15 protein-coding genes are annotated in these 21,408 nt (G+C 70.9%); 11 read left to right on the forward strand and 4 right to left on the reverse strand.

Going from position 1 to position 21,408, the window contains the following annotated elements; all coding sequences use genetic code 11:
* The first annotated feature begins 207 nt into the window (after positions 1-207).
* A complete protein-coding gene (locus ACIQU4_RS31420) occupies positions 208-870 on the forward strand; it encodes a response regulator transcription factor (protein ID WP_007267191.1) in 663 nt (220 codons plus the stop codon).
* A 125-nt stretch (positions 871-995) separates the two neighbouring features.
* Entirely contained in the window at positions 996-2,267 is a 1,272-nt protein-coding gene (locus ACIQU4_RS31425; RefSeq protein ID WP_403737847.1) for an HRDC domain-containing protein, read from the forward strand.
* Between the two features lie 33 nt (positions 2,268-2,300).
* On the opposite strand, the gene ACIQU4_RS31430 is transcribed toward ACIQU4_RS31425, so the two are convergent.
* Positions 2,301-3,446, reverse strand: a complete 1,146-nt coding sequence (locus ACIQU4_RS31430) for an alpha/beta fold hydrolase (protein WP_403737850.1) — start codon at positions 3,444-3,446, stop codon at positions 2,301-2,303.
* 361 nt (positions 3,447-3,807) lie between these two features.
* Here ACIQU4_RS31430 and ACIQU4_RS31435 point away from each other — a divergent pair, with 361 nt between their 5' ends.
* From ACIQU4_RS31435 to ACIQU4_RS31470, 8 genes are all read left to right on the forward strand, one after another.
* Positions 3,808-5,034: an acetyl-CoA C-acyltransferase gene (locus tag ACIQU4_RS31435; protein ID WP_030154540.1), complete on the forward strand. Its 1,227-nt coding sequence runs from the start codon at positions 3,808-3,810 to the stop codon at positions 5,032-5,034.
* Entirely contained in the window at positions 5,031-7,160 is a 2,130-nt protein-coding gene (locus ACIQU4_RS31440) for a 3-hydroxyacyl-CoA dehydrogenase NAD-binding domain-containing protein (RefSeq protein WP_403737853.1), read from the forward strand. Before ACIQU4_RS31435 ends, ACIQU4_RS31440 begins: the two co-directional genes overlap by 4 nt.
* 124 nt (positions 7,161-7,284) lie before the next feature.
* Positions 7,285-8,340, forward strand: a complete 1,056-nt coding sequence (locus tag ACIQU4_RS31445; RefSeq protein ID WP_403737855.1) for a signaling protein — start codon at positions 7,285-7,287, stop codon at positions 8,338-8,340.
* A 109-nt stretch (positions 8,341-8,449) separates the two neighbouring features.
* Complete coding sequence (locus tag ACIQU4_RS31450) at positions 8,450-10,444, forward strand: hypothetical protein (protein ID WP_403737858.1); 1,995 nt, start codon at positions 8,450-8,452, stop codon at positions 10,442-10,444.
* Between the two features lie 122 nt (positions 10,445-10,566).
* Complete coding sequence (locus tag ACIQU4_RS31455; protein ID WP_403737860.1) at positions 10,567-12,072, forward strand: SDR family NAD(P)-dependent oxidoreductase; 1,506 nt, start codon at positions 10,567-10,569, stop codon at positions 12,070-12,072.
* A 2-nt stretch (positions 12,073-12,074) separates the two neighbouring features.
* The gene (locus ACIQU4_RS31460) at positions 12,075-12,899 is read left to right on the forward strand and encodes a rhamnogalacturonan acetylesterase (RefSeq protein WP_403737862.1); all 825 of its coding nucleotides are present in this window, start codon (positions 12,075-12,077) and stop codon (positions 12,897-12,899) included.
* On the forward strand, positions 12,896-13,696 hold the full coding sequence (locus tag ACIQU4_RS31465) for an Ig-like domain-containing protein (protein WP_403737865.1): 801 nt from the start codon (positions 12,896-12,898) through the stop codon (positions 13,694-13,696). The genes ACIQU4_RS31460 and ACIQU4_RS31465 overlap by 4 nt, the downstream gene beginning before the upstream one ends.
* Before the next feature lie 16 nt (positions 13,697-13,712).
* Complete coding sequence (locus ACIQU4_RS31470) at positions 13,713-15,320, forward strand: glycosyltransferase family 2 protein (protein ID WP_403737867.1); 1,608 nt, start codon at positions 13,713-13,715, stop codon at positions 15,318-15,320.
* Between the two features lie 30 nt (positions 15,321-15,350).
* On the opposite strand, the gene ACIQU4_RS31475 is transcribed toward ACIQU4_RS31470, so the two are convergent.
* On the reverse strand, positions 15,351-16,328 hold the full coding sequence (locus ACIQU4_RS31475; protein ID WP_403737869.1) for a hypothetical protein: 978 nt from the start codon (positions 16,326-16,328) through the stop codon (positions 15,351-15,353).
* Between the two features lie 293 nt (positions 16,329-16,621).
* Between ACIQU4_RS31475 and ACIQU4_RS31480 the strand changes: the two genes are divergently transcribed.
* Positions 16,622-17,686, forward strand: coding sequence for an LCP family protein (locus ACIQU4_RS31480; protein ID WP_403737872.1), 1,065 nt, complete (start codon positions 16,622-16,624; stop codon positions 17,684-17,686).
* A gap of 66 nt (positions 17,687-17,752) precedes the next feature.
* Here the strand turns inward: ACIQU4_RS31480 and ACIQU4_RS31485 are convergent, their stop codons facing one another.
* Both ACIQU4_RS31485 and dxs read right to left on the reverse strand, forming a co-directional pair.
* Positions 17,753-19,249 carry an amino acid permease gene (locus ACIQU4_RS31485; RefSeq protein ID WP_403737875.1) on the reverse strand — a complete coding sequence of 499 codons (1,497 nt, stop codon included), beginning with the start codon at positions 19,247-19,249 and terminating at the stop codon, positions 17,753-17,755.
* Positions 19,250-19,360: 111 nt separating this feature from the next.
* Positions 19,361-21,277, reverse strand: coding sequence for a 1-deoxy-D-xylulose-5-phosphate synthase (dxs, locus tag ACIQU4_RS31490; protein WP_403737877.1), 1,917 nt, complete (start codon positions 21,275-21,277; stop codon positions 19,361-19,363).
* Positions 21,278-21,408 lie beyond the last annotated feature (131 nt).

A 21,408-nucleotide genomic window follows, 5' to 3' on the forward strand; every position in this document is an offset into this window, starting at 1 on the left:
GGTGTCGGAACCGGGCACCCGTTGTGGGCTTCTGATCACCCGATGATCGATCGTGCGTCCGAATTGCCCGAATTGTTACTCACCAAATCGTGATCATTCCCTAAAGCCGGGCGGGTGACGTGCCGAAGGAGTCAGTGACCATCCGCACGGTTCGCACCGGCTTCCTTCCCCGAGCCGGCCGTCCCGCCACTCCCCCAGGAGGCCTAGGTGTCCGTTCTTCTCGAGCAGCCCGCAAGCCTGGTCGCCTACCGCCCGAACAAGCCGACGGCCATGGTCGTCGTGGCCGACCCGCGCGTCCGTTCCACCGTGACCCGCCATCTGTGGGCCCTCGGAGTACGTGACGTGATCGAGGCGTCGTCCATCGCGGAGGCCCGCCCCCGCGTCGGCAGCCCGCGCGACATCTGCGTGGCCGACGTACACCTGCCCGACGGTTCCGGTCTCACCCTGCTCTCCGAGACGCGGGCCGCCGGCTGGCCGAACGGCCTGGCCCTGTCCGCCGCCGACGACATCGGCGCCGTACGCAACGCCCTCGCGGGCGGCGTGAAGGGCTACGTCGTCACCGGCACGCGGACCAACATCGGGCTCCCCACCCGGCCCGGCGCCGCCCCCATCGGTGCCGCCGCCGCCCGTATGCACCGCCGCCCCCCGGGTGCCCCGAGCCACCCGGGCGGCTACCGCGAGCTCTCCGGCCGCGAGGTCGAGGTCCTGCGCCTCGTCGCGGAGGGCCAGTCCAACAAGGCCATCGGCGTCTCGATGGGCCTGTCCGCCCTGACCGTCAAGTCCCACCTCGCCCGGATCGCCCGCAAGCTCGGTACCGGCGACCGCGCCGGGATGGTCGCCGTCGCCCTGCGGACCGGGATCATCCACTGACACCCGCCCGGCGGACCCCGGGGAAACTCTCGGGGAAGCCGGGGAAACGCCCGAGCCCGTGCCCCGCGCCCGTCGACGGAACGTTCCGGCGACGGGTGCGCCGTATCCACGGATACCCTTGAGCGGTGACCGACGCCCAAGAGACCGCAGCAGACCTGCGCACCACCACCGGGGGCGGCCCCCCGGACGACGTCGAAAAGGCGCCGATTCCGTTGCTCGAGCCCCGCGAGGGGATCCCTCCGGTGGTTGCCGACGAGGACGCCCTCGCCCGGGTGGTCGCGGCCTTCGCCGCGGGCACCGGACCCGTGGCCGTCGACGCCGAACGCGCCTCCGGATACCGCTACGGCCAGCGCGCCTATCTGGTGCAGCTGCGCCGCGAGGGCGCAGGATCCGCGCTGATCGACCCGGTCGGCTGCCCCGACCTGTCCGCACTGGGCGAGGCCCTGTCCGGTACCGAGTGGATCCTGCACGCCGCCACCCAGGACCTGCCGTGCCTGCGCGAAATAGGCATGGTGCCCACCTCCCTGTTCGACACCGAGCTGGCCGGCCGCCTCGCCGGCTTCCCCCGGGTCGGGCTGGGCGCGATGGTCGAGAGCGTGCTCGGCTACGCGCTGGAGAAGGGCCACTCCGCCGTCGACTGGTCCACCCGCCCCCTCCCCGAGCCGTGGCTGCGCTACGCCGCGCTCGACGTGGAGCTGCTGGTGGACCTGCGGGACGCGCTGGAGAAGGAACTGGACCGGCAGGGCAAGCTGGAATGGGCCCGGCAGGAGTTCGACGCCATCGCAGCCGCCCCGCCCGCGCCGCCGCGCAAGGATCCGTGGCGCCGTACGTCCGGCATGCACAAGGTGCGCCGGCGCCGGCAGATGGCCGTCGTACGGGAGCTGTGGGAGTCCCGGGACCGGATCGCCCAGCGGCGTGACGTGTCGCCCGGCAAGGTGCTGGGGGACGCCGCGATCGTCGAGGCCGCCCTCGCGCTGCCGGCGAACGTACACGCGCTGTCGGCCCTGCCCGGGTACGGGCAGCGGATGGGCCGGCGCCAGCTGGAGCAGTGGATGGCGGCCGTCGACCGGGCCAAGGCCCTGCCCGAGAACGAGCTGCCGCAGCCGGGCGCGACCCCGGCCGGTCCGCCGCCGCCGCGCTCCTGGGCGGACAAGGACCCGGCGGCCGCGGCGCGGCTGGCGGCGGCGCGGACCGCCGTCTCGGCGCTGGCGGAGGGGCTGAACCTGCCCCAGGAGAACCTGATCACCCCGGACACGGTCCGCCGGCTGTGCTGGGAGCCGCCGCAGCGGCTGGAGCCCGAGGCGGTGGCGCAGGCCCTCGCGGGCTACGGCGCCCGCCCGTGGCAGATCGAACAGGTGACGCCCGCGCTGGTCACGGCCCTCGCCGCGACCGCCTGACCGTTCGGCCTGCCGGAATCGGGCGCGGGGCCCTCACTCCAGGGGAGTGAGGGCCCCGTCCTCGTCCCTGTAGTAACTCCCGGAGCTCGCTCCCTCGACCTTGCCCTGCTTGAGCCAGTGCTCGGACATGGTGTGAAGGTCGTTCGCCACGCGCTCCCAGGGCGCCTGGTGCCCCGCGCAGGCGATCCGGAGCATCAGCTTCTTCGGCCCGGGGATGGCCTTGTAGAGCTCGGGGACCGAGAAGTACAGCAGACCCAGGTCCGGCGCGGTGTTCACGATCGAGTCGTTCTCCCCGTACACGATGCACACGGGAACCGTCCCGCCGAGGACGTTGTGCAGCGGCACGGTCTTGAGGTTCCAGCCCCACCAGTACGAGTTCCGGATGCGGTTGAGCCCCTCCGGGGGCCCCGCGGGTCCTCCCCACGTGGCACCGACCGGGTCGACGGCCATGATCGCCTTCCAGACCTCGTCGACCATCTTGTCCTCGCGCTGGCCGGGGCACTTCAGGTCCTTCTGCCACGACGCGTCGAGGCCGCCCTTCGTGCCGACGGTCATCGGGTAGCCGAACGCCGCCTCCGGCTTGGACACCGGCAGCGGCACCGGTGCGCCGAAGTCGGTTCCGGGCGCGCTCGCCCTGCCCTGCGGCGGAAAGATCGGCGCCAGCAGGAAGAGGCTGCGGACCTTGCCGGGGTGCTGGATGGCGTAGGGCCCGAACTGCTGGGCGGCCGCCGACCAGCCGATGAGGTCGACCTGGGAGGCGCCGGTCTCCGCGAGGATGTAGTCGACCACCCTGTCGACCTCGTCCCAGTCGCTCTGGGAGTTGTTCGGCTGGGCGGCGTAGCTCACCGGGCCCGTGTACGCACTCGCGTTCGGGTGGGGCACGAGGAGTGCCCGCTGAGCGGGCGCCGGGCTGACGTTCTTGTGGTCGTCCATCATCGGGCGGGTCGACAGCCCGGAGCCCTGGAGTTCCATCACGAAGACGTCGAAGCCCGTCTTCGCCAGCTCCTCCGCCCAGCTGTACTTCTTGTACTGCAGGTCGAAGCCGGCCATGGCGGGGACGCTCCTGCCGTGCAGCATCAGGACCGGCCTGCGCGGGCCCGTATGCGTGCCGTCGCGCTCCCGCACGTGGATCTTGACGAGCTCGCCGGCGTTCGCCGGGATGGTCGATTTGTGCTCCACGAAATGATTCGTGAGCGTAGGCGCCGCCATCGCGGTGCTCCGTTCCGTCGTTCCGGTCCGGGGCGGGCGCCCGGGACCGGGCCAGGATCCGGAGGCGCTTGCGTCCTGCGTCGTCGACGCGGCCGCGGGGGCCGGGTGTCCGACCCGTTCGGGTAGCCCGGGGCGCGCCGATCGGCCGGGCGCACGGCAGGGCGCGAGGGGGCTCACGCGGCGTCGGCCGGTGTGACCTTCGCCGCTGTTCCCGGAGGGGGTGTGCACACCGGTTACCGGCAAGTAGCATGGCCGGGTGAGCGGGCGCTCAGCAGCAGATGCCGACCGCCCCCGCGCAGCAGTGCACACCCGCACCTGGAGGAGAGCCAACGTGCCTCGTACCGTCAGGGACGTCGTCTTCGTCGACGGCGTCCGCACCCCGTTCGGCAAGGCGGGCCCGAAGGGCATCTACAACGGGACCCGCGCCGACGACCTCGTCGTGAAGGCGATCCGGGAGCTGCTGCGCCGCAACCCGGACCTGGACCCCAAGAAGATCGACGAGGTCGCCATCGCCGCGACCACGCAGATCGGCGACCAGGGCCTGACGCTGGGCCGTACCGCCGGCATCCTCGCGGGCCTCCCGCAGTCCGTCCCGGGCTACTCCATCGACCGCATGTGCGCCGGCGCACTCACCGCCGTGACCGCCGTCGCGGGCGGCGTGGCCTTCGGTGCGTACGACGTCGCCCTCGCCGGCGGTGTCGAGCACATGGGCCGCCACCCCATGGGCGAGGGCGTCGACCCGAACCCGCGCTTCGTCTCCGAGAAGCTGGTCGACGAGTCCGCCCTGTTCATGGGCATGACCGCCGAGAACCTGCACGACCGGTACCCGACGATCACCAAGCTCCGCGCCGACGAGTACGCCGTGCGCTCGCAGGAGAAGGCCGCCAAGGCGTACGCCGACGGCAAGATCCAGCAGGACCTGGTGCCGATCTCGGTGCGCAACACCAACGAGGCCGCCGGCGAGACCGGCTGGGGCCTGGTCACCACCGACGAGCCGATGCGCCCGGGCACCACGCTGGAGAACCTGGCCGGCCTGAAGACCCCGTTCCGTACGCACGGCCGGGTCACCGCGGGCAACGCCGCCGGTCTCAACGACGGTGCCACCGCCGCGATCATCGCGTCCGAGGACTTCGCCCGCGAGAACAACCTGCCGGTCAAGATGCGCCTCGTCTCGTACTCCTTCGCGGGTGTCGAGCCGGAGGTCATGGGCTACGGCCCGATCCCGGCCACCGAGAAGGCCCTCGCCCAGGCCGGTCTGTCCATCGAGGACATAGGCCTGTTCGAGATCAACGAGGCGTTCGCGGTTCAGGTGCTCGCCTTCCTGGAGCACTACGGCATCGCCGACGACGACGCCCGCGTCAACCAGTACGGCGGCGCGATCGCGTTCGGCCACCCGCTGGCCTCCTCCGGCGTCCGTCTGATGACGCAGCTGGCCCGCCAGTTCGAGGAGCAGCCGCACGTCCGCTACGGCCTGACCACCATGTGCGTCGGCTTCGGCATGGGCGCCACGGTCATCTGGGAGAACCCGAACTTCAACGCCGAGGGAGACTCCAAGTGAGCACCACCGCTGAGCTCCTGAAGGGCGCGGCCGAGCTGTTCCCGGACGAGGTCGTCACGTCCGCGCACGTCCGCCACCTGGACCTGCCGTTCGGCGCCGGGCGCTTCGCGCTCGTCACGCTGGACAACGGCTTCGACCACACCAAGCCGACCACCTTCGGCCCGCAGTCCCTCGCCAACCTGAACGCGGCGATCGACCAGGTCGAGCAGGAGGCCCTCGCGGGCTCCATCATCGGCGCGGGCATCACCGGCAAGCCGTTCATCTTCGCGGTCGGCGCCGACCTCAAGGGTGTCGAGCTGCTGAAGCAGCACGACGACGCCCTCGCCATCGGCAAGGGCGGCCACGACGTGTTCAAGCGCCTGTCGGCGCTGGCCGTCCCCACCTTCGCGTACTACAACGGTGCGGCGATGGGCGGCGGTGTCGAGGTCGGTCTGCACTGCACCTACCGCACCGTCTCGAAGGCCATCCCGGCCTTCTCGCTCCCCGAGGTCTTCCTCGGCCTGGTTCCGGGCTGGGGCGGCTGCGCCCTGCTGCCGAACCTGATCGGCGCGGAGCGCGCGGTCTCGGTGATCATCGAGAACTCGCTCAACCAGAACAAGCAGCTGCGCGGCAAGCAGGTCTTCGAGCTCGGCATCGCCGACGCGATCTTCGAGGGCGCCGACTTCCTTGAGCAGTCCCTCCTGTGGACCGCGAAGGTCCTGAAGGGCGAGACCGAGGTCGTACGCGCCGAGGTCGACCGCGGCGAGGCCTGGGACGCGGCCGTCGCCAAGGGCCGCTTCATCGCGGACTCCAAGGTGCACGGCGCCGCTCCGGCCGCCTACCGCGCGCTGGACATCATCGCCGCGGCCAAGGACGGGGACCTCCAGGCCGGCTTCGACGCCGAGGACACGGCCCTGGCCGACCTCATCATGGGCGGCGAGCTGCGCTCGGGCATCTACGCCTTCAACCTGGTCCAGAAGCGCGCCAAGCGCCCGGCCGGTGCCCCGGACAAGTCGCTGGCCCGTCCGGTCACCAAGGTCGGCGTCGTCGGCGCGGGCCTGATGGCCTCGCAGCTGGCGCTGCTCTTCCTGCGCCGTCTGGAGGTGCCGGTGGTCCTCACCGACATCGACCAGGAGCGCGTGGACAAGGGCGTGGGCTACGTCCACGCCGAGATCCAGAAGCTGCTCGGCAAGGGCCGCATCAACCAGGACAAGGCCAACCGCCTGACCGCCCTGGTGAGCGGTGTCCTGGACAAGGCCGAGGGCTTCGCGGACGCGGACTTCATCATCGAGGCCGTGTTCGAGGAGATGTCCGTCAAGCAGAAGGTGTTCGCGGAGGTCGAGGCGGTCGCCCCGGCGCACGCGATCCTCGCCACCAACACCTCCTCGCTGTCGGTGTCGGAGATGGCCTCGAAGCTCCAGCACCCGGAGCGCGTGGTCGGCTTCCACTTCTTCAACCCGGTCGCGATCCTCCCGCTGCTGGAGATCGTCCGCGGTGAGCAGACCGACGACGCCTCGCTGGCCACGGCCTTCGGTGTCGCCAAGAAGCTGAAGAAGACCGCGGTCCTCACCAAGGACGCCCCGGCGTTCGTCGTGAACCGCATCCTGACCCGCTTCATGGGCGAGATCCAGAACGTCATCGACGAGGGCACCCCGGTCGTCACGGCGGAGAAGGCCATCGAGCCGCTCGGCCTGCCGATGTCCCCGCTGGTGCTGCTGGAGCTCGTGGGACCTGCGATCGGTCTGCACGTCTCCGAGACCCTGAACCGCGCCTTCCCGGAGCGCTTCACCGTCTCCCCGAACCTGGCGGCCGTGGTCAAGGCCGGCAAGCGCGGCTTCTACGTCTACGATTCCGGCAAGCCGGAGCTGGACCCCGAGGTCGCCGCGCTCCTGGTCCAGGGCGATGTCGTCCTGACCGAGGAGCAGGTCCGCGACCGCGTCCTGGACGCGGTGGCGCAGGAGATCGGCCTGATGCTGGAGGAGGGTGTCGTGGCCGAGGCCCAGGACATCGACCTCTGCCTCATCACGGGCGCCGGCTGGCCCTTCCACCTGGGCGGCGTCACGCCGTACCTGGACCGCGAGGGTGTCTCGGAGCGCGTGAACGGCAAGAAGTTCCTCGCCCCGGGTCTGGCGAGCGTCCCGGTCTGAGGCCGCTGCACCTGAACGCCCCGGACGCCCGTCCCCCTCTCGGGGGGCGGGCGTCCGCCGTTCGACGGGACGAGGCGGGGGCCCGGCGCGGAACCCTCCCGTCCGGGCTGGCAGAATGCGGTCCATGGCGGATGGCACGACACATTTCAGCCGCCGGAACCTGCTGTTCGCGGGCGGTGCGGTGGCCGCCGGCCTCACGGTGGGCGGTCTGTCCTGGGCGCTGCGCGCCGGGGCCGACGAGCAGGACGACGCGGGCCCGGTCGCCGCGGGCCCGATGGCCGGGGCGTTCGACATGCGGACCGGTGCGCAACTGCTCGCTCCGACTCCGCTCTTCAATACGACGGGCCCGCAGTCGTTCGCGTTCGACGATACGAACGGGCAGGTCTACGTACTGCAGACCGTCGAGAGCGGTATCCGGCTCGACGGCGAGGAGGACCCGGTCGACTCGGGCGATCGGAAGACCTCCGGGGATATGTGCCTGACCCGGCTGAGCGGTTCGGGGAAAACGCTCGGGCATATGTATCTGCGCGGCTTCGGCCACGGAATTTCCTGCGGTGTCGAGCCCACGGGCCAGCGTACGTACATATGGGTGGAGGCCCGCGCCGACACCGAGAGCGGCTACGGCCGCACCGTGGTCCGGATCCCGTTCAAGGACGGCTCGGTCCTCGACAGTTCGGACGACTCCGTCCGCCATTTCGACCCGGTTCCCGGGTCCACCGACGTCTCCCCCGCGCTCGACCTGCCCGGCGGGCGGGTGCTGGTGAGTCACGAGGAGGACGGCGTGCACCGGTTCTCGGTGTACGGGATGGCGGATTTCCTGGCCGGGCGCTTCGTCGCCGCCCAGGTCCTCAAGGCCGGGGTGCAGGTCAAGCAGGAGGAGTGGTTCCAGGGCTGCGCGCTGTACGGGGACCACGTCTATGTGCTGACCGGCAGCCCTTACACCGGCAAGGACGGGGACAATCCACGGAAGTCCGGCGGAAATACGTATGTCTCCGCAATTGACGTGCACACGGGGAAGGCGCAAGGCCGTCACCACGTGACCGTGGCACCGGATCTGGTGTACCGGGAGCCGGAGGGAATCGCGGTCGCCATGGCCGGCGGACGGCCGGCATTGTGCATCGGCTTTTCCGTGAAGACGCAGGACCGGCGTGAGCTGGCGTTGTATCGCTTCACGGCCTGACGGCATTGACCTTTGGTTAACCCTGCGTTCCAGGGCCGTCCATAGTGCTGCTTATACTACTGCGACACTTCACAGGATCCTTATACCTCCATGGGGGAGGAACCGCACCATGGGCTCCAAGCGGCTGCGTGCCGTGCTCGGCGTTCTGATCACCTCTGGGCTCATCCTCAGCTTCGTCGGAATGCTGGTCGCCGTAGCGTTCGTCTCCCTCCCCCTGTTCGCCGGCTGCGCCGCGCTCAGCTACGTGGCCGACCTGATGCTCCACAACACCGAGTCGCCGACGCTGGAGAAGCTGCGCGACTCGCGCTTCGGCCTGACGATGCGCTTCCTCATCCGGCAGTTCCTGCTGCTCGGCCTGTGCGGGGCCATCGCCGACATCGAGTCGTTCGTGGCGCAGATGACCACCATCGGCCTGCTCCTGCTGTTCATCCTGCAGCTCGCGTACGGCGCGCTCCTCAAGCACGTCCGCAAGATGCGCAACGAACTGCCGTTCACCACGCGCGGACTGGACCTGGAGGCGCTCGGCATCCGCCGCATGCCGCACCCGTTCCTGATGAACAAGCACGTCCGCAAGACACTGCACCTGGACATCCCGCTGGTGGCCGGCGCCCTCGCCACCATCTCCACGGACGACTGGCGCTTCGTCACGTACGGCATGATCATCACCGTCTTCCTGGCCTACTTCTCGCTGCTGGTGCTGGTGCCCGACGCGCGCAACGCGCTCAAGCTCCCCACCACCGACGAGGCCATCGAGGAGCTCAACCACCAGCTGGCCGAATACCGACCACAGGTGGCGCTCTACTTCACCTTCGCGGCCGTCTCCAAAGACTTCATGTACCAGGTGAACATGTGGCTGGAGTCGCTGGAGGCACTGGAGCTGCGGCCCATCATCGTGCTGCGCGAGCGGGCCACCCTGCGCTACCTGGACGCGACCTCGGTCCCCGTCATCTGCATCCCGAAGGCGGACAACCTCGCCCGGATCGAGATGAACGAGCTCCGGGTCGCCCTCTACCCCGGCAACGCGGGCAAGAACGTCCACATGCTCCAGCGCGCCGAGGTCAAGCACGTCTTCATCGGCCACGGCGACAGCGACAAGCTCGCGAGCAGCAACCGGGTCAGCAAGGTCTTCGACGAGATCTGGGTGGCCGGCCGCGCCGGCCGCGACCGCTACGAGCGCATCAAGCACGCCGTCTCGCACCACCAGATCGTCGAGGTCGGCCGCCCCCAGCTGATGCCCCTGCACCGCTGGACCGGCAGGGTCGCCGCCCCCGTCCCCACCGTCATCTACGCCCCCACCTGGGAGGGCTGGACCGACGACGCCTGCTACACCTCGGTCATCCCGGCCGGCGAGAAGCTGATCAAGGCGCTGCTCGACTACGAGCGCGACATCCGCATCATCTACAAGCCGCACCCGCTCACCGGTTCGCGCTCCGCCGAGGCCGCCGCCGCGCACCGCCGCGTCATCGCCCTCCTCGAAGAGGACAACGCCCGGCGCTTCGGCCGCAACCTCACCGACTCCAAGGCCGCCGCCAAGAAGCTCGCCCGGATCGACCAGCGCATCGCCGACCTCTCCGAGCGCGGCGTCCGCTCCAAGTACCCGGACCTCACCGAGGAGGAGCGGACCGCGCGCATCCGGCGCAGCCGCAACCAGGCGGGGGCCCTGTACTGGAACGCCGTCCCCGACGCCGCGCACCACGTGGTGACCGAGCGGATCCCGGCCCTGTACGACTGCTTCAACCAGTCCGACCTGCTCATCGGCGACATGTCCAGCGTCGTCTCCGACTTCGTCGCGACCCTGAAGCCGTACGCCATCTTCAACCTCGACGGCCTGCCCGACGACCAGTTCCGCAACGAGCAGCGGACGGCGTACGCCTCCTACCTGCTCGACGGCGACTGCAATGGCCTGGCCGAGGCCATCGAGGCGACGCTGAACCCGCGCGAGGACGTCATGGCGCCCTACCGCGAACAGCTGAAGGAATACCTCCTGGGCGAGGAGTACCCGCCCTCGATCGTCCGCTTCAACGCGGCCGCCAACAACCTCTACCGGCGGGGGCTGCGCGACTTCCCCATCGAATACCCGGATCAGGTCCCCCACCCCGTGTAGGCGGACCTCCCCCGGGCATCCGCGTCGCACCGCCCGTCCACCGACCGCCGCCCAGCCCCGCACCGCCCCGCATCGCCCCGCACCACCGCCGTGCCGCACCCCTCACTCAGGAAGAAGGAGCCTTGTCCTCCAGACCTGTCCCCCACCGCACCGTCGCCGTCGTTCTCGCGGGTGGCACCGGCCAGCGCATCGGGCTCGAAATACCGAAGCAGCTGCTCAAGATCGCCGGAAAGCCGATCCTGGAGCACACGCTCCACGTCTTCGAGAACGCGCCGGACGTCGACGAGGTGATCCTCCTCATGACGCCCGCGTACGTGGAGGACGCCCGCCGCATCGTGGAGCGGGCCAAGCTGGGCAAGGTCACCCGGGTCCTGGCGGGCGGCTCGACCCGCAGCGAGACCACCCGGATCGCCATCGAAGCCGCGACCGCCGGGCTCGGCGAGGGCGAGGACTGCAACCTCCTGTTCCACGACGCGGTCCGTCCGCTGCTCTCGCAGCGCGTGGTGCGCGAATGCGTCGAGTCCCTGGAGCGCTACCAGGCCGTCGACGTCGCCATCCCGTCCTCCGACACCGTCATCGTGACCCGTACCCACGGCAACGACGGCGAGTTCATCACCGAGGTCCCCGACCGCTCCCGGCTGCGCCGCGGCCAGACCCCGCAGGGCTTCCGGCTCTCCACGATCCGCGCCGCGTACGAGCGGGCGGCCGCGGACCCCTTCTTCCAGGCCACCGACGACTGCTCCGTCGTCGTCAAGTACCTGCCCCACGTCCCGGTCCACATCGTCACCGGCGACGACTACAACATGAAGGTCACCCAGCCCGTCGACGTCTTCATCGCCGACAAGCTCTTCCAGCTCGCCTCCCACGCCGCGCCCGCCCAGGCCGGCGAGGCCGCGTACCGCGAGCAGCTGGCCGGCAAGACGATGGTGGTCTTCGGCGGCTCGTACGGCATCGGCGCCGACATCTCGCGCATCGCCGAGGGCTTCGGCGCCCGCGTCTTCGCCCTGGGCCGCTCCACCACCGGCACGCACGTCGAGAACCTCGACCACGTCGAGGAGGCCCTGGCGGGCGCCTACGCCGAGACCGGCCGCATCGACTACGTCGTCAACACCGCGGGCGTGCTGCGCGTGGGCCGCCTCGACGAGACCGACAACGAGACGATCCGCGAAGCGCTCGACGTCAACTACCTCGCGCCCGTCAACATCGCCCGGACGTCGTACAAGTACCTCAGCGAGACCCGGGGCCAGCTGCTGCTCTTCACCTCCAGCAGCTACACCCGCGGCCGCGCCGAGTACAGCCTGTACTCCTCGACCAAGGCCGCCATGGTCAACCTGACCCAGGCGCTGGCCGACGAGTGGGCCGAGGACGGCATCCGCGTCAACTGTGTGAACCCGGAGCGCACGGCCACCCCGATGCGCACCAAGGCGTTCGGCCAGGAGCCCTCGGCGTCCCTGCTCACGTCCGAGTCGGTCGCCCTGACCTCCCTGGACGTACTGGTCTCCGAGATGACCGGCCACGTCATCGACGTACGCAAGCAGGACCCGACCACGACCCCGGCGCAGCGCTCCGGCTTCGAGGCGGCGCTGGCGTCCGTGCTGATCCAGACCACGGAGGACCAGGGGGTCTAGGCATGACGTACGCACCCGGACCGCAGCAGCCGCCGTCGCCGCGAAGGATCTTCGTGGCCGGCGACTCCGTGGCGGTCACCCGGCCGTACAGCTACCTGCCGATGGCGGGCTGGGCCCAGGCCCTGCCCCTCTTCCTCACCGATGCGGTCGAGGTCGTCAACTGTGCCCGCGCCCGGGCGAGCTCGAAGAGCTTTCGCGAGCGAGGACGGCTCCAGTGGATCCTCGACCACCTGGAGCCGGACGACCTCCTGTTGTTCGGCTTCGGCCAGATCGACTGGAAGACCGACCCCGGCCTGCACACCAAGCCGTTCTCCACGTTCCAGCAGCACATGGCCGCGTACGTCCATGGCGCGCGCGAGCGCCGGGCCCACCCGGTGATCGTGCTGCCGTACGAGCGTCGCCGCATGGACGCACACGGCAACGTCGCCCGCTTCCTGGGCGACTACCCGCTCGCGGCCCGGCAGCTGGCCGAGGACGAGCACGTGCCCGTCGTCGACCTGTACGGCCAGAGCCTGCAGTGGTGGGAGGAGCTCGGGCCGGAGTCGTCCAAGCTCGTCTTCACCCATCTTCGGCCCGGTGAGCCGCTGCTGGAGAAGGTCCAGGACGGGGACAACGTGCACCTGCGCGCGGAGGGCGCGATCGAGTGCGCCCGCTTCGTCGCGCGCAGCCTCGCCGAGCAGGGCGTCGTCCCCTACCCGTGGGTCCGCGACCTCGACCGCCGCCGGTTCTCCTACGAGGAGATGGGCTGGCTGGACGAGGAGACGTTCTCGCACCGTACGAAGTCCCGGGTGTCCGAGCCCCCCGCACGCAAGGAGTCCGGCGCGTGAACCTCCTCCTCCGCGGACAGGCCGTCGGCGACACCCCGTCGCTGGGCACCGTGTACGCGGCCCTGTACACCTCGGCCGACCCGCGACGGGGTGTGTCCCCGGGCGAGACCGTCCAGTTCGGCCTGTCCGTGGCACCCGATCAGGGCGCCTCGCGCGGCTGCGCGTACCTGCCGGAGGAACCGCTGAGCGCCGTCGGCGAGATCGTCGGCGTGCAGGGGCTGGAGTACTTCCCCCGCCAGCGCTGGTTCCGGGCCCGCGCGGACGCCGGGGAGCAGACGACGGGGGTGCTGCACCTGCGCGTCGGTGACTCGGCCACGGCGCGCAGCATCCGGGCCCGGATGGCCGTGGGCATCCCGGACGCCTCGGGCCGCAAGCTCGTACGTACGGGAAAGCTCGCCGCCGAGCCCCTGCCACTGCGGCCGGCCACCGCGCGCGGGCTGCGGCTCGTGACCGAACCGGGAGCGCCGGGCACGCTCAACGTGCTCTCGGCGGCCCCGGCGGGCAGCACCGCCGTCTCCGTGACGCAGCCGCGGGGAGGCAGGGCGCAGCTCTCGCCGGACGGCTGGGTCACGTACGCGCCCGCCCCCGGTTTCACCGGCTACGACCGGTTCGAGTACACCGTGGGCGCCGCCGCGGCCGGGCAGCTGACCTCGCACGTGAACGTCTTCGTGGGCTCCTTGGAGCACATCCCGGGCGCCTTCCCGCAGCATCCGGCGGACAGCACCCCGCGCCCTTGGCAATGGCCCGAACTCACCGGTGAGATGCCGTGGCCCCGCCGCGCCGCTCCGCAGAACTGACGAGGATCCCCCCATCATGAACACCGCCGTCGTCGGGGCCACCGACGTCAAGGACGTGACGGTCGCCGTCCGGGTCTGCAACCAGGCCGCCGCGCTCGACGCCTGCCTGGCCTCCGTCCTCGCACAGTCCATCGGCACGGACCGGCTGGAGGTCATCGGCGTCGACGACGGGTCGACGGACGAGAGCGGGTCCGTCCTGGCGCGGGCGGCCCACCAGTACCCCGCCTTCGTCCGCGCGGGGCAGGTCTCGCCGGGGCTGAGCGCGGCCGGGGCCCGCAACTGGGCGCTGAGCCAGGTGCGCGGACGGTACGTCATCTTCCTGGACGCCACCGACCGGCTGGCGCCCGACGCGCTGGAGCGGATGGTCTCGGCGGGCGACGCGTACGAGGCCGACGTCGTACTGGGCAAGCTGGAGAGCTCCGGCCGGCACACGGTCGAGACCTCGATGTTCCGCAAGAACCAGGCCTACACCGATCTGTACGCCTCGCGCGTCTACTGGTCGCTGACCCCGGACAAGCTGTTCCGCACCGGCCTGCTGCAGCGCCGCGGGCTGGCGTTCCCCACCGACATGCTGATCGGCGACGACCAGGCCTTCACGGCCCGCGCCCTCATCGGGGCGGACAACGTCTCGGTCGTGGGCGACGCGCCCTGTGTGGTCAAGGGCCCCTCGCCGGCGGGGCGGGCGACGCTGCCGGACCGGGTCGCCCTTGCCTCCCGGATGCTGGCGCTGGTCGCCTCGCAGCTGCCCGAGGGGCCGCGCCGGGACAGCCTCCAGTCACGGCACCTGGAGGTGGAGCTCGGCAAGGCGACCGCGGCCGCGCTGCTGTCCGCCACCGACGCGGCGGAGCGGGACCAGGCGCTGTGGGCCGCGGCCGAGGTGCTGCGCACCCAGGCCTCCCCCGGCGCGCTGGCGCTGCTGCCGCGCATGGTGGCCGTACGGTTCGCCCTGCTGGCGCAGGGCCGCTTCGCCGAGGCGCAGCGGATGGCCGCCTTCGAGGCGGACAAGGACCGGCCGGCGGTGCGCAAGACGGTGGAGGACGGGCGGGTGTTCACGACGCTGCCGTTCTTCCGCGACCCGCAGGTGGCCCTGCCGGACGAGCTGTTCGACATCACGGGCGATATGACGGTCACCCACCAGTTGGAGAAGGCGAACTGGGACGGGCCGATGCTGCTGCTGGAGGGCTTCGCCTTCTTCGAGCAGCTGTCGACGAAGGACCGCGCCACCCGGGTCGTGCTGCGCGAGCGGACGAGCGGCGCGCAGGAGAGCTGCTCCGTCACGGCTCGCAGGGACGACGCGCTGACCAACGCCAAGGGCCGGCCGAGGGCGATGGGCCGGTTCTCCTGCCGGGTCAACCTGGGCCAGACGTCGAGCGGCTGGCCGCTCCCGCCGGGCACCTGGGACCTCCACCTCGCGGTCGGCTTCGAGGGCGTGACGCAGGAGGTGCGGCTCGGGCCGAAGCGCTCCGCCGATCTGGACACGACCGCCCGGATGCCGGTGCCGATCGGGTCGGCGCCGGATGCGCAGGGCATGGAGCTGGCGGCCACCCCGTACTACACGGAGTCCGGCGGTCTCTGCATCGAGGTGTCCCGGCGCACGCCGCTGCCGCTGCCGCGGCAGGCCTGAGGCCGGGCGCCGAGCGCCGGGCTCCAGGCCTCAGGCGGCCTCCCAGGGGCCGAACACCAGCCCCTGCTGGGTGGTGTCCTGGCGGGTGCAGATCAGTGCGCCGTCCGCGTCGAAGGCGGCTACGACGATGCGGCCCGCCGCGTCCACAGCCACCTGGGGGGCGTACGCACCGTGGCCGCCGAGGGAGGCCCACCAGGTGCCGTAGCCCTCGTTCTCGGTGACGTAGGCGGTGAGTTCGATGTCGCCCTCGGCACCGGTCTGCGCGAGCACCGTGCAGTCGTAGCCGCCGATGACGGACCGGACCACGCCCGGCGCGCCCTTGCCGCCGGCGCCGCCGAGGCCCATCAGGCCGCCCGGCGCGCCCTGGTGTCCGGCCCGCCAGGCGACCAGCGAGCCGTCTCCCGGATAGCGCCAGAAGTACGTCACCCTGCGCGGGCCCGTCTCGCACAGGACCGGGGTGCCGGGGACGACCGGCGTGGGGATGCGGTCGGCGAGCTGGAAGCGGCCCTGGCCCACCCCCACCCAGCGATCGGCCCCGGCCGGGCTGAGGGCGAGCAGTTCGAGGGGCCCGCCCGACGACATGAGCGGGGCCACGTCACCCCCGTACCGCTCCGGGGCCACCTGCTTCCAACCGCCCCACGCCCCCTCGGCGTTGCGGCTGCGGCGCAGGACGCCGCCGTGGCGCATCGAGACGAGGACGTGCGTGGAGCCGGAGCGCTGGTTGACGGCGATGCGCGGCGGGCCGGCGAGCCGGTCGTCGGCGGGGCCGCCGCGCAGCCCGGGGGTGCCGAGGCTGTGCCACTCGGTCATGGGGCGGCCCGGCTGGAACTGGGTGGCGACGATGATTTCCGGCCGCCCCGAGCCGTCCTGGGCGGCCCGCAGGGCGACGAAGTGCACGTACCCCTCGCGGCTCTGCGCCATCGCGGCGGTGCCCGTCCAGCCCTCGACCTCGAACGCGTCCGGGCCGGTCCAGCCGGTGCGGGGCGCCGCGGCCTCGGTCCAGCGCACCAGGCCGTGCGGGGTGCAGGCGTAGGCCGTCAGACGGCCGTCGCCTCCTTTGAACAGCCAGTTTCCGGCCGGTGGCGAGGACCGGCGGGAACCTGGCCCGCCCGGGGTTGCGTCCTGCGCCGCGCGGACGGAAGTGGCGCCCCGGCTTCCGCTTTTGCCTCGGACCACGCCGCTCTTCACCCTTCTGCCGAGAATGTCCTGCTCAACCGGCCCGGCTCTTCACCGGAAAGAACCAGCCACTCGAAAGTGTGTCTTATGATGCACCCCATCGATAATAGAAGGGCCCTGCCTCCATGACCGACCTGCCCTCTGCCAGCTCTCCTTCCTCCCGGCGCAGGCGGCGGCGCGGCGGCGGGCGTGCCCTGCGGATCGTGCTGCTGACGGTGGCCCTGCTCATCCTCGCCGCCGGTGGCGCCGGCTGGTGGGCGTACAGCCACCTCAACGGCAACATCGACAGCGTCGACCTCGACCAGGCCATCGGTGACAACCGCCCGAAGAAGGTCGTCGCGGGCGCGCAGAACGTCCTCGTGCTCGGCTCCGACTCGCGCGCCGGGGCCAACGCGGACCTCGACCACGGCGACGTGAGCGGCGCCCGCTCGGACACCGCCATGCTGGTGCACATACCCGAGGGCCGGTCCAAGGCCACCGCGGTGAGCATCCCGCGCGACACCCTGATCAGCCGGCCCGAATGCAAGGACGCCGACGGCAAGACCGTCAAGGCTGCGAACCGGGTCATGTTCAACTCGGTCTACTCGCTGGCCGGTCCGGCCTGCGTGGTCAAGACCGTGGAGCAGATGTCCGGGATCCGCGTGGACCATTTCGTCGAGGTCGACTTCGCCGGGTTCAAGGGCCTGGTGGACGCCCTCGGCGGGGTCACCGTCACCCTGGACAAGCCGATGAGCGGGGCCAAGGGCGGGCTCAAGCTCGACGCGGGCACGCACCGGCTGAACGGTGCCGACTCGCTCAAGTTCGTCCGTACCCGCTACGGCTACGGGGACGGCAGCGACCTCGGGCGCATAGGCCTCCAGCAGCAGTTCATGATGGCGATGCTGTCGGAGATCAAGAAGCAGGACGCGCTCGGCAACCCGGCCCGGCTCTACAAGCTGGCCGACGCCGGCACGAAGTCGCTGACCACCGACTCCGACCTGGCCTCCCTCACCTCCCTGGCCGACTTCGCGCAGAGCATGAAGGGCGTGGACCCGGACACCATGGAGACGATCATGCTCCCGGTCGCCTACGACAAGGTGGACCCGAACCGCGTGGTCGTGGCGGAACCGCAGGCGGGCCTGTTGTGGGAGGCCCTGCGCGCCGACCGGAAGATCCCGGCGGAGGCCAAGAACTCCCCCGCCAAGGGCTGACGGGCCCGCGCACGCGGAAGCCGGCCGTACGGGTGACCCGTACGGCCGGCTTCCGTCGTTCCACCGCTAGAACTCCGCGTCGGCGCCGACCTTGCCGAGGCGGCTGTGCGAGCGTCCGTAGGCGAAGTAGACGACGATGCCGATCGCCATCCAGACGCCGAAGCGGATCCAGGTCTCGGCCGGCAGGTTGAGCATCAGCCAGAACGAGGCCGCGATCGAGAGGATCGGGATCACCGGCACCCAGGGGGTGCGGAAGGCCCGGTGCAGGTCGGGGCGGGTCTTGCGCAGGATGACCACGCCGAGGGCGACGAGCACGAAGGCGAACAGGGTGCCGATGTTCACCAGTTCCGCGAGCTTCTCCAGGCTGGTGAAGCCCGCGACGATGGCGATGATCCCGCCGAGCAGCAGGGTCGCCCGGTAGGGGGTGCGGTACTTGGGGTGGGTGACGGAGAAGACGCGCGGCAGCAGTCCGTCACGGCTCATCGCGAAGAACACGCGGGTCTGGCCGAGCAGCAGGATCATGCACACGGTGATCAGGCCGACGGCCGCCCCGAGACTGATGGCACCGGAGAAGAAGGGCTGGTTCACCGACTTGAAGGCTTCGGCCAGTGGCGCGGTCGGTGACATCTCCGAGTACTTCTGCATGCCGGTGACCACCAGCGTCACGGCGACGTAGAGCACCGTGCAGATCAGCAGCGAGCCGAGGATGCCGCGCGGCATGTCCCGCTGGGGGTTCTTGGTCTCCTCGGCGGCGGTGGCCACGACGTCGAAGCCGATGAACGCGAAGAAGATGAGGGAGGCCGCGGTGAAGATGCCCATGACGCCGAAGTTGGTGGGCGCGTACCCGAACATCAGCTGGACCAGTGGCGCGTGCAGGTCGCCGCCCGCCTCCTGCGGCTGGGCCGGGGGGATGAACGGCGAGTAGTTGTCGGCCTTGATGAAGAACAGGCCCGCGACGATGACCAGCAGGACCACGAAGACCTTGATGGCGACCACGACCGCGGTGATCCGCGCCGAGAGTTTCGTCCCGATGACCAGGATCGCCGTCAGCACCAGGATCAGCAGGAAGGCCAGCAGGTCGAAGCTTCCCCCCGCGTCCGGTCCGGCCAGCGCCGTGGGCAGGTCCCAGCCCAGGTTGGTGTGCATCAGATGGCGCACGTACCCGGACCAGCCGACCGCCACGACCGCCGTGCCGAGCGCGAACTCCAGCACCAGGTCCCAGCCGATGATCCAGGCGGGCAGCTCACCGATCGAGGCGTACGAGAAGGTGTACGCCGATCCGGCCACCGGCACGGTGGACGCGAATTCGGCGTAGCAGAGCGCCGCGAGGGCGCAGACGATGCCCGCCGCGACGAAGGCCAGGGAGGTGGCGGGCCCGGCGTTGTTCCGGGCCGCGATGCCCGTGAGGACGAAGATGCCGGTGCCGATGATGACACCCACGCCGAAGACCGTCAGGTCCCAGGCGGAGAGCGACTTGCGGAGCGCGTGTTCCGGCTCCTCCGTGTCGCGGATGGACTGCTCGACCGTCTTGGTGCGGAAGACGCTGTTCAGGTCCTTGCTCACCGACGCACCTCCGACAGGTGACGACGCACACGAACGGGCCGGGAGGCCCACCCTTCCAGGGTGATCTCCCGGCCCGTGACGTGCAACCGCGCGTTTCGGTCGAATAGTCGACTAGTCGACCGCGGCGGCCGGCTCGCTGTCGTAGCGCCCGTCCAGCTTCGCCACCAGACCGGTGACCTGGCGGGCGATGTCCGGAGCGGTCAGGCCGATCTCGGCCATGATCTCCTTGCGCAGGGCGTGGTCGAGGAAGCGCTGCGGGATACCGAAATCGCGCAGCGGTACGTCGACGCCCGCGTCGCGCAGCGCCTGCGCCACGGCGGAGCCCACACCGCCGGTACGGCCGTTGTCCTCGACGGTGACGACCACGCGGTGCCGGTCCGCGAGCGGGGCCAGGGCCTCGTCCACGGGCTTGACCCAGCGGGGGTCGACGACGGTCGTGGAGATGCCCTGCTTGTCGAGCAGGTCGGCGATCTCCAGGCACATCGGGGCGAGCGCGCCGACCGAGACGAGCAGTACGTCCGGACGGGTGACCTCGGGGGCCGGGGCGCGCAGTACGTCCATGCCGCCGATCCGGCCGACGGCCGGGACGGCCGGGCCGACGACGCCCTTGGAGTAGCGCACGACGGTCGGGGCGTCCTTGACCTCGACGGCCTCGCGGAGCTGGGCGCGCAGCTGCTCGGCGTCGCGCGGGGCGGCGAGGCGCAGGCCGGGGACGATCTGGAGGATGGACATGTCCCACATGCCGTTGTGGGAGGCGCCGTCGTCGCCGGTGACACCGGCGCGGTCCAGGACGAAGGTGACCCCGCACTTGTGCAGGGCGACGTCCATCAGGACCTGGTCGAAGGCGCGGTTGAGGAAGGTCGCGTACACCGCGAAGACCGGGTGGACCCCGCCGGTGGCGAGGCCGGCCGCCGAAGTGGCGCCGTGCTGCTCGGCGATGCCCACGTCGTAGATCCGGTCCGGGAAGGCCTCGGCGAACTTGTTGAGGCCGACCGGGTGGAGCATGGCGGCGGTGATGCCGACGATGTCCGGGCGCTCGTGGCCGAGCTTGACCATCTCGTCGGCGAAGACGGAGGTCCAGCTGGCGGCCGCGGTCTTGACGGGCAGACCGGTGTCCGGGTGGATCACGCCGACCGCGTGGAAGCGGTCCGCCTCGTGCTCCAGGGCGGGGGTGTAGCCGCGGCCCTTCTGGGTGAGGCAGTGCACGATGACCGGGCCGCTGAAGCGCTTGGCGCGCGTCAGGGCGGACTCCAGTGCCTCGATGTCGTGGCCGTCGATGGGGCCGATGTACTTCAGGCCCAGGTCCTCGAACATGCCCTGCGGGGCGATGAAGTCCTTGAGGCCCTTCTTCGCGCCGTGCAGGGTCTCGAAGAGCGGCTTCCCGACGACCGGGGTGCGCTCCAGGAGCTCCTTGCCGCGGGCCAGGAAGCGCTCGTAGCCGTCCGTGGTGCGCAGGGTGGCCAGGTGGTTCGCGAGGCCGCCGATGGTGGGGCCGTACGAGCGCTCGTTGTCGTTGACGACGATGACCAGCGGGCGGTCCTTGGCGGCGGCGATGTTGTTCAGCGCCTCCCAGGCCATGCCACCGGTCAGGGCGCCGTCGCCGATGACGGCGGCGACGTGGTGGTCCTCGCGGCCGAGCACCTCGTTGGCCTTGGCCAGGCCGTCGGCCCAGCCCAGCACGGTGGAGGCGTGCGAGTTCTCGATCACGTCGTGGTCGGACTCGGCGCGCGAAGGGTAGCCGGACAGGCCGCCCTTGGTGCGCAGGCCGCCGAAGTTCTGGCGGCCCGTGAGCAGCTTGTGGACGTAGGCCTGGTGGCCGGTGTCGAAAAGGACCTTGTCCTTGGGCGAGTCGAAGACCCGGTGCAGGGCGATCGTCAGTTCGACCACCCCGAGGTTGGGGCCGAGGTGCCCGCCGGTCTTGGAGACGGCGTCGACGAGGAAGGACCTGATCTCGGCGGCGAGCTGGTCGAGCTCCTCCTGGCTGAGCCGGTCCAGATCGCGCGGTCCCTTGATGCGGGTCAGCAGCACCCGTGCCTCCTTGCAGTTGCTTGCTGGTCTGTCGAGTCTAATGTTCCGCTCGCGGCGGCGGTCATCGGGCGGCCCTTGGCGGGTCACACCTTTGTCATACATGTACACACCATCACGAGGTCACACATCCC

Origin of the sequence: Streptomyces sp. NPDC090741 (assembly GCF_044769045.1) — a bacterium.
Lineage (GTDB): Bacteria > Actinomycetota > Actinomycetes > Streptomycetales > Streptomycetaceae > Streptomyces.

Coding starts and splice junctions, on each gene's coding strand:
- ACIQU4_RS31445 (WP_403737855.1), top strand. CDS start 7,285: ATGGCGGATGGCACGACACATTTCAGCCGCCGGAACCTGCTGTTCGCG.
- ACIQU4_RS31460 (WP_403737862.1), top strand. CDS start 12,075: ATGACGTACGCACCCGGACCGCAGCAGCCGCCGTCGCCGCGAAGGATC.
- ACIQU4_RS31480 (WP_403737872.1), top strand. CDS start 16,622: ATGACCGACCTGCCCTCTGCCAGCTCTCCTTCCTCCCGGCGCAGGCGG.
- ACIQU4_RS31470 (WP_403737867.1), top strand. CDS start 13,713: ATGAACACCGCCGTCGTCGGGGCCACCGACGTCAAGGACGTGACGGTC.
- ACIQU4_RS31450 (WP_403737858.1), top strand. CDS start 8,450: ATGGGCTCCAAGCGGCTGCGTGCCGTGCTCGGCGTTCTGATCACCTCT.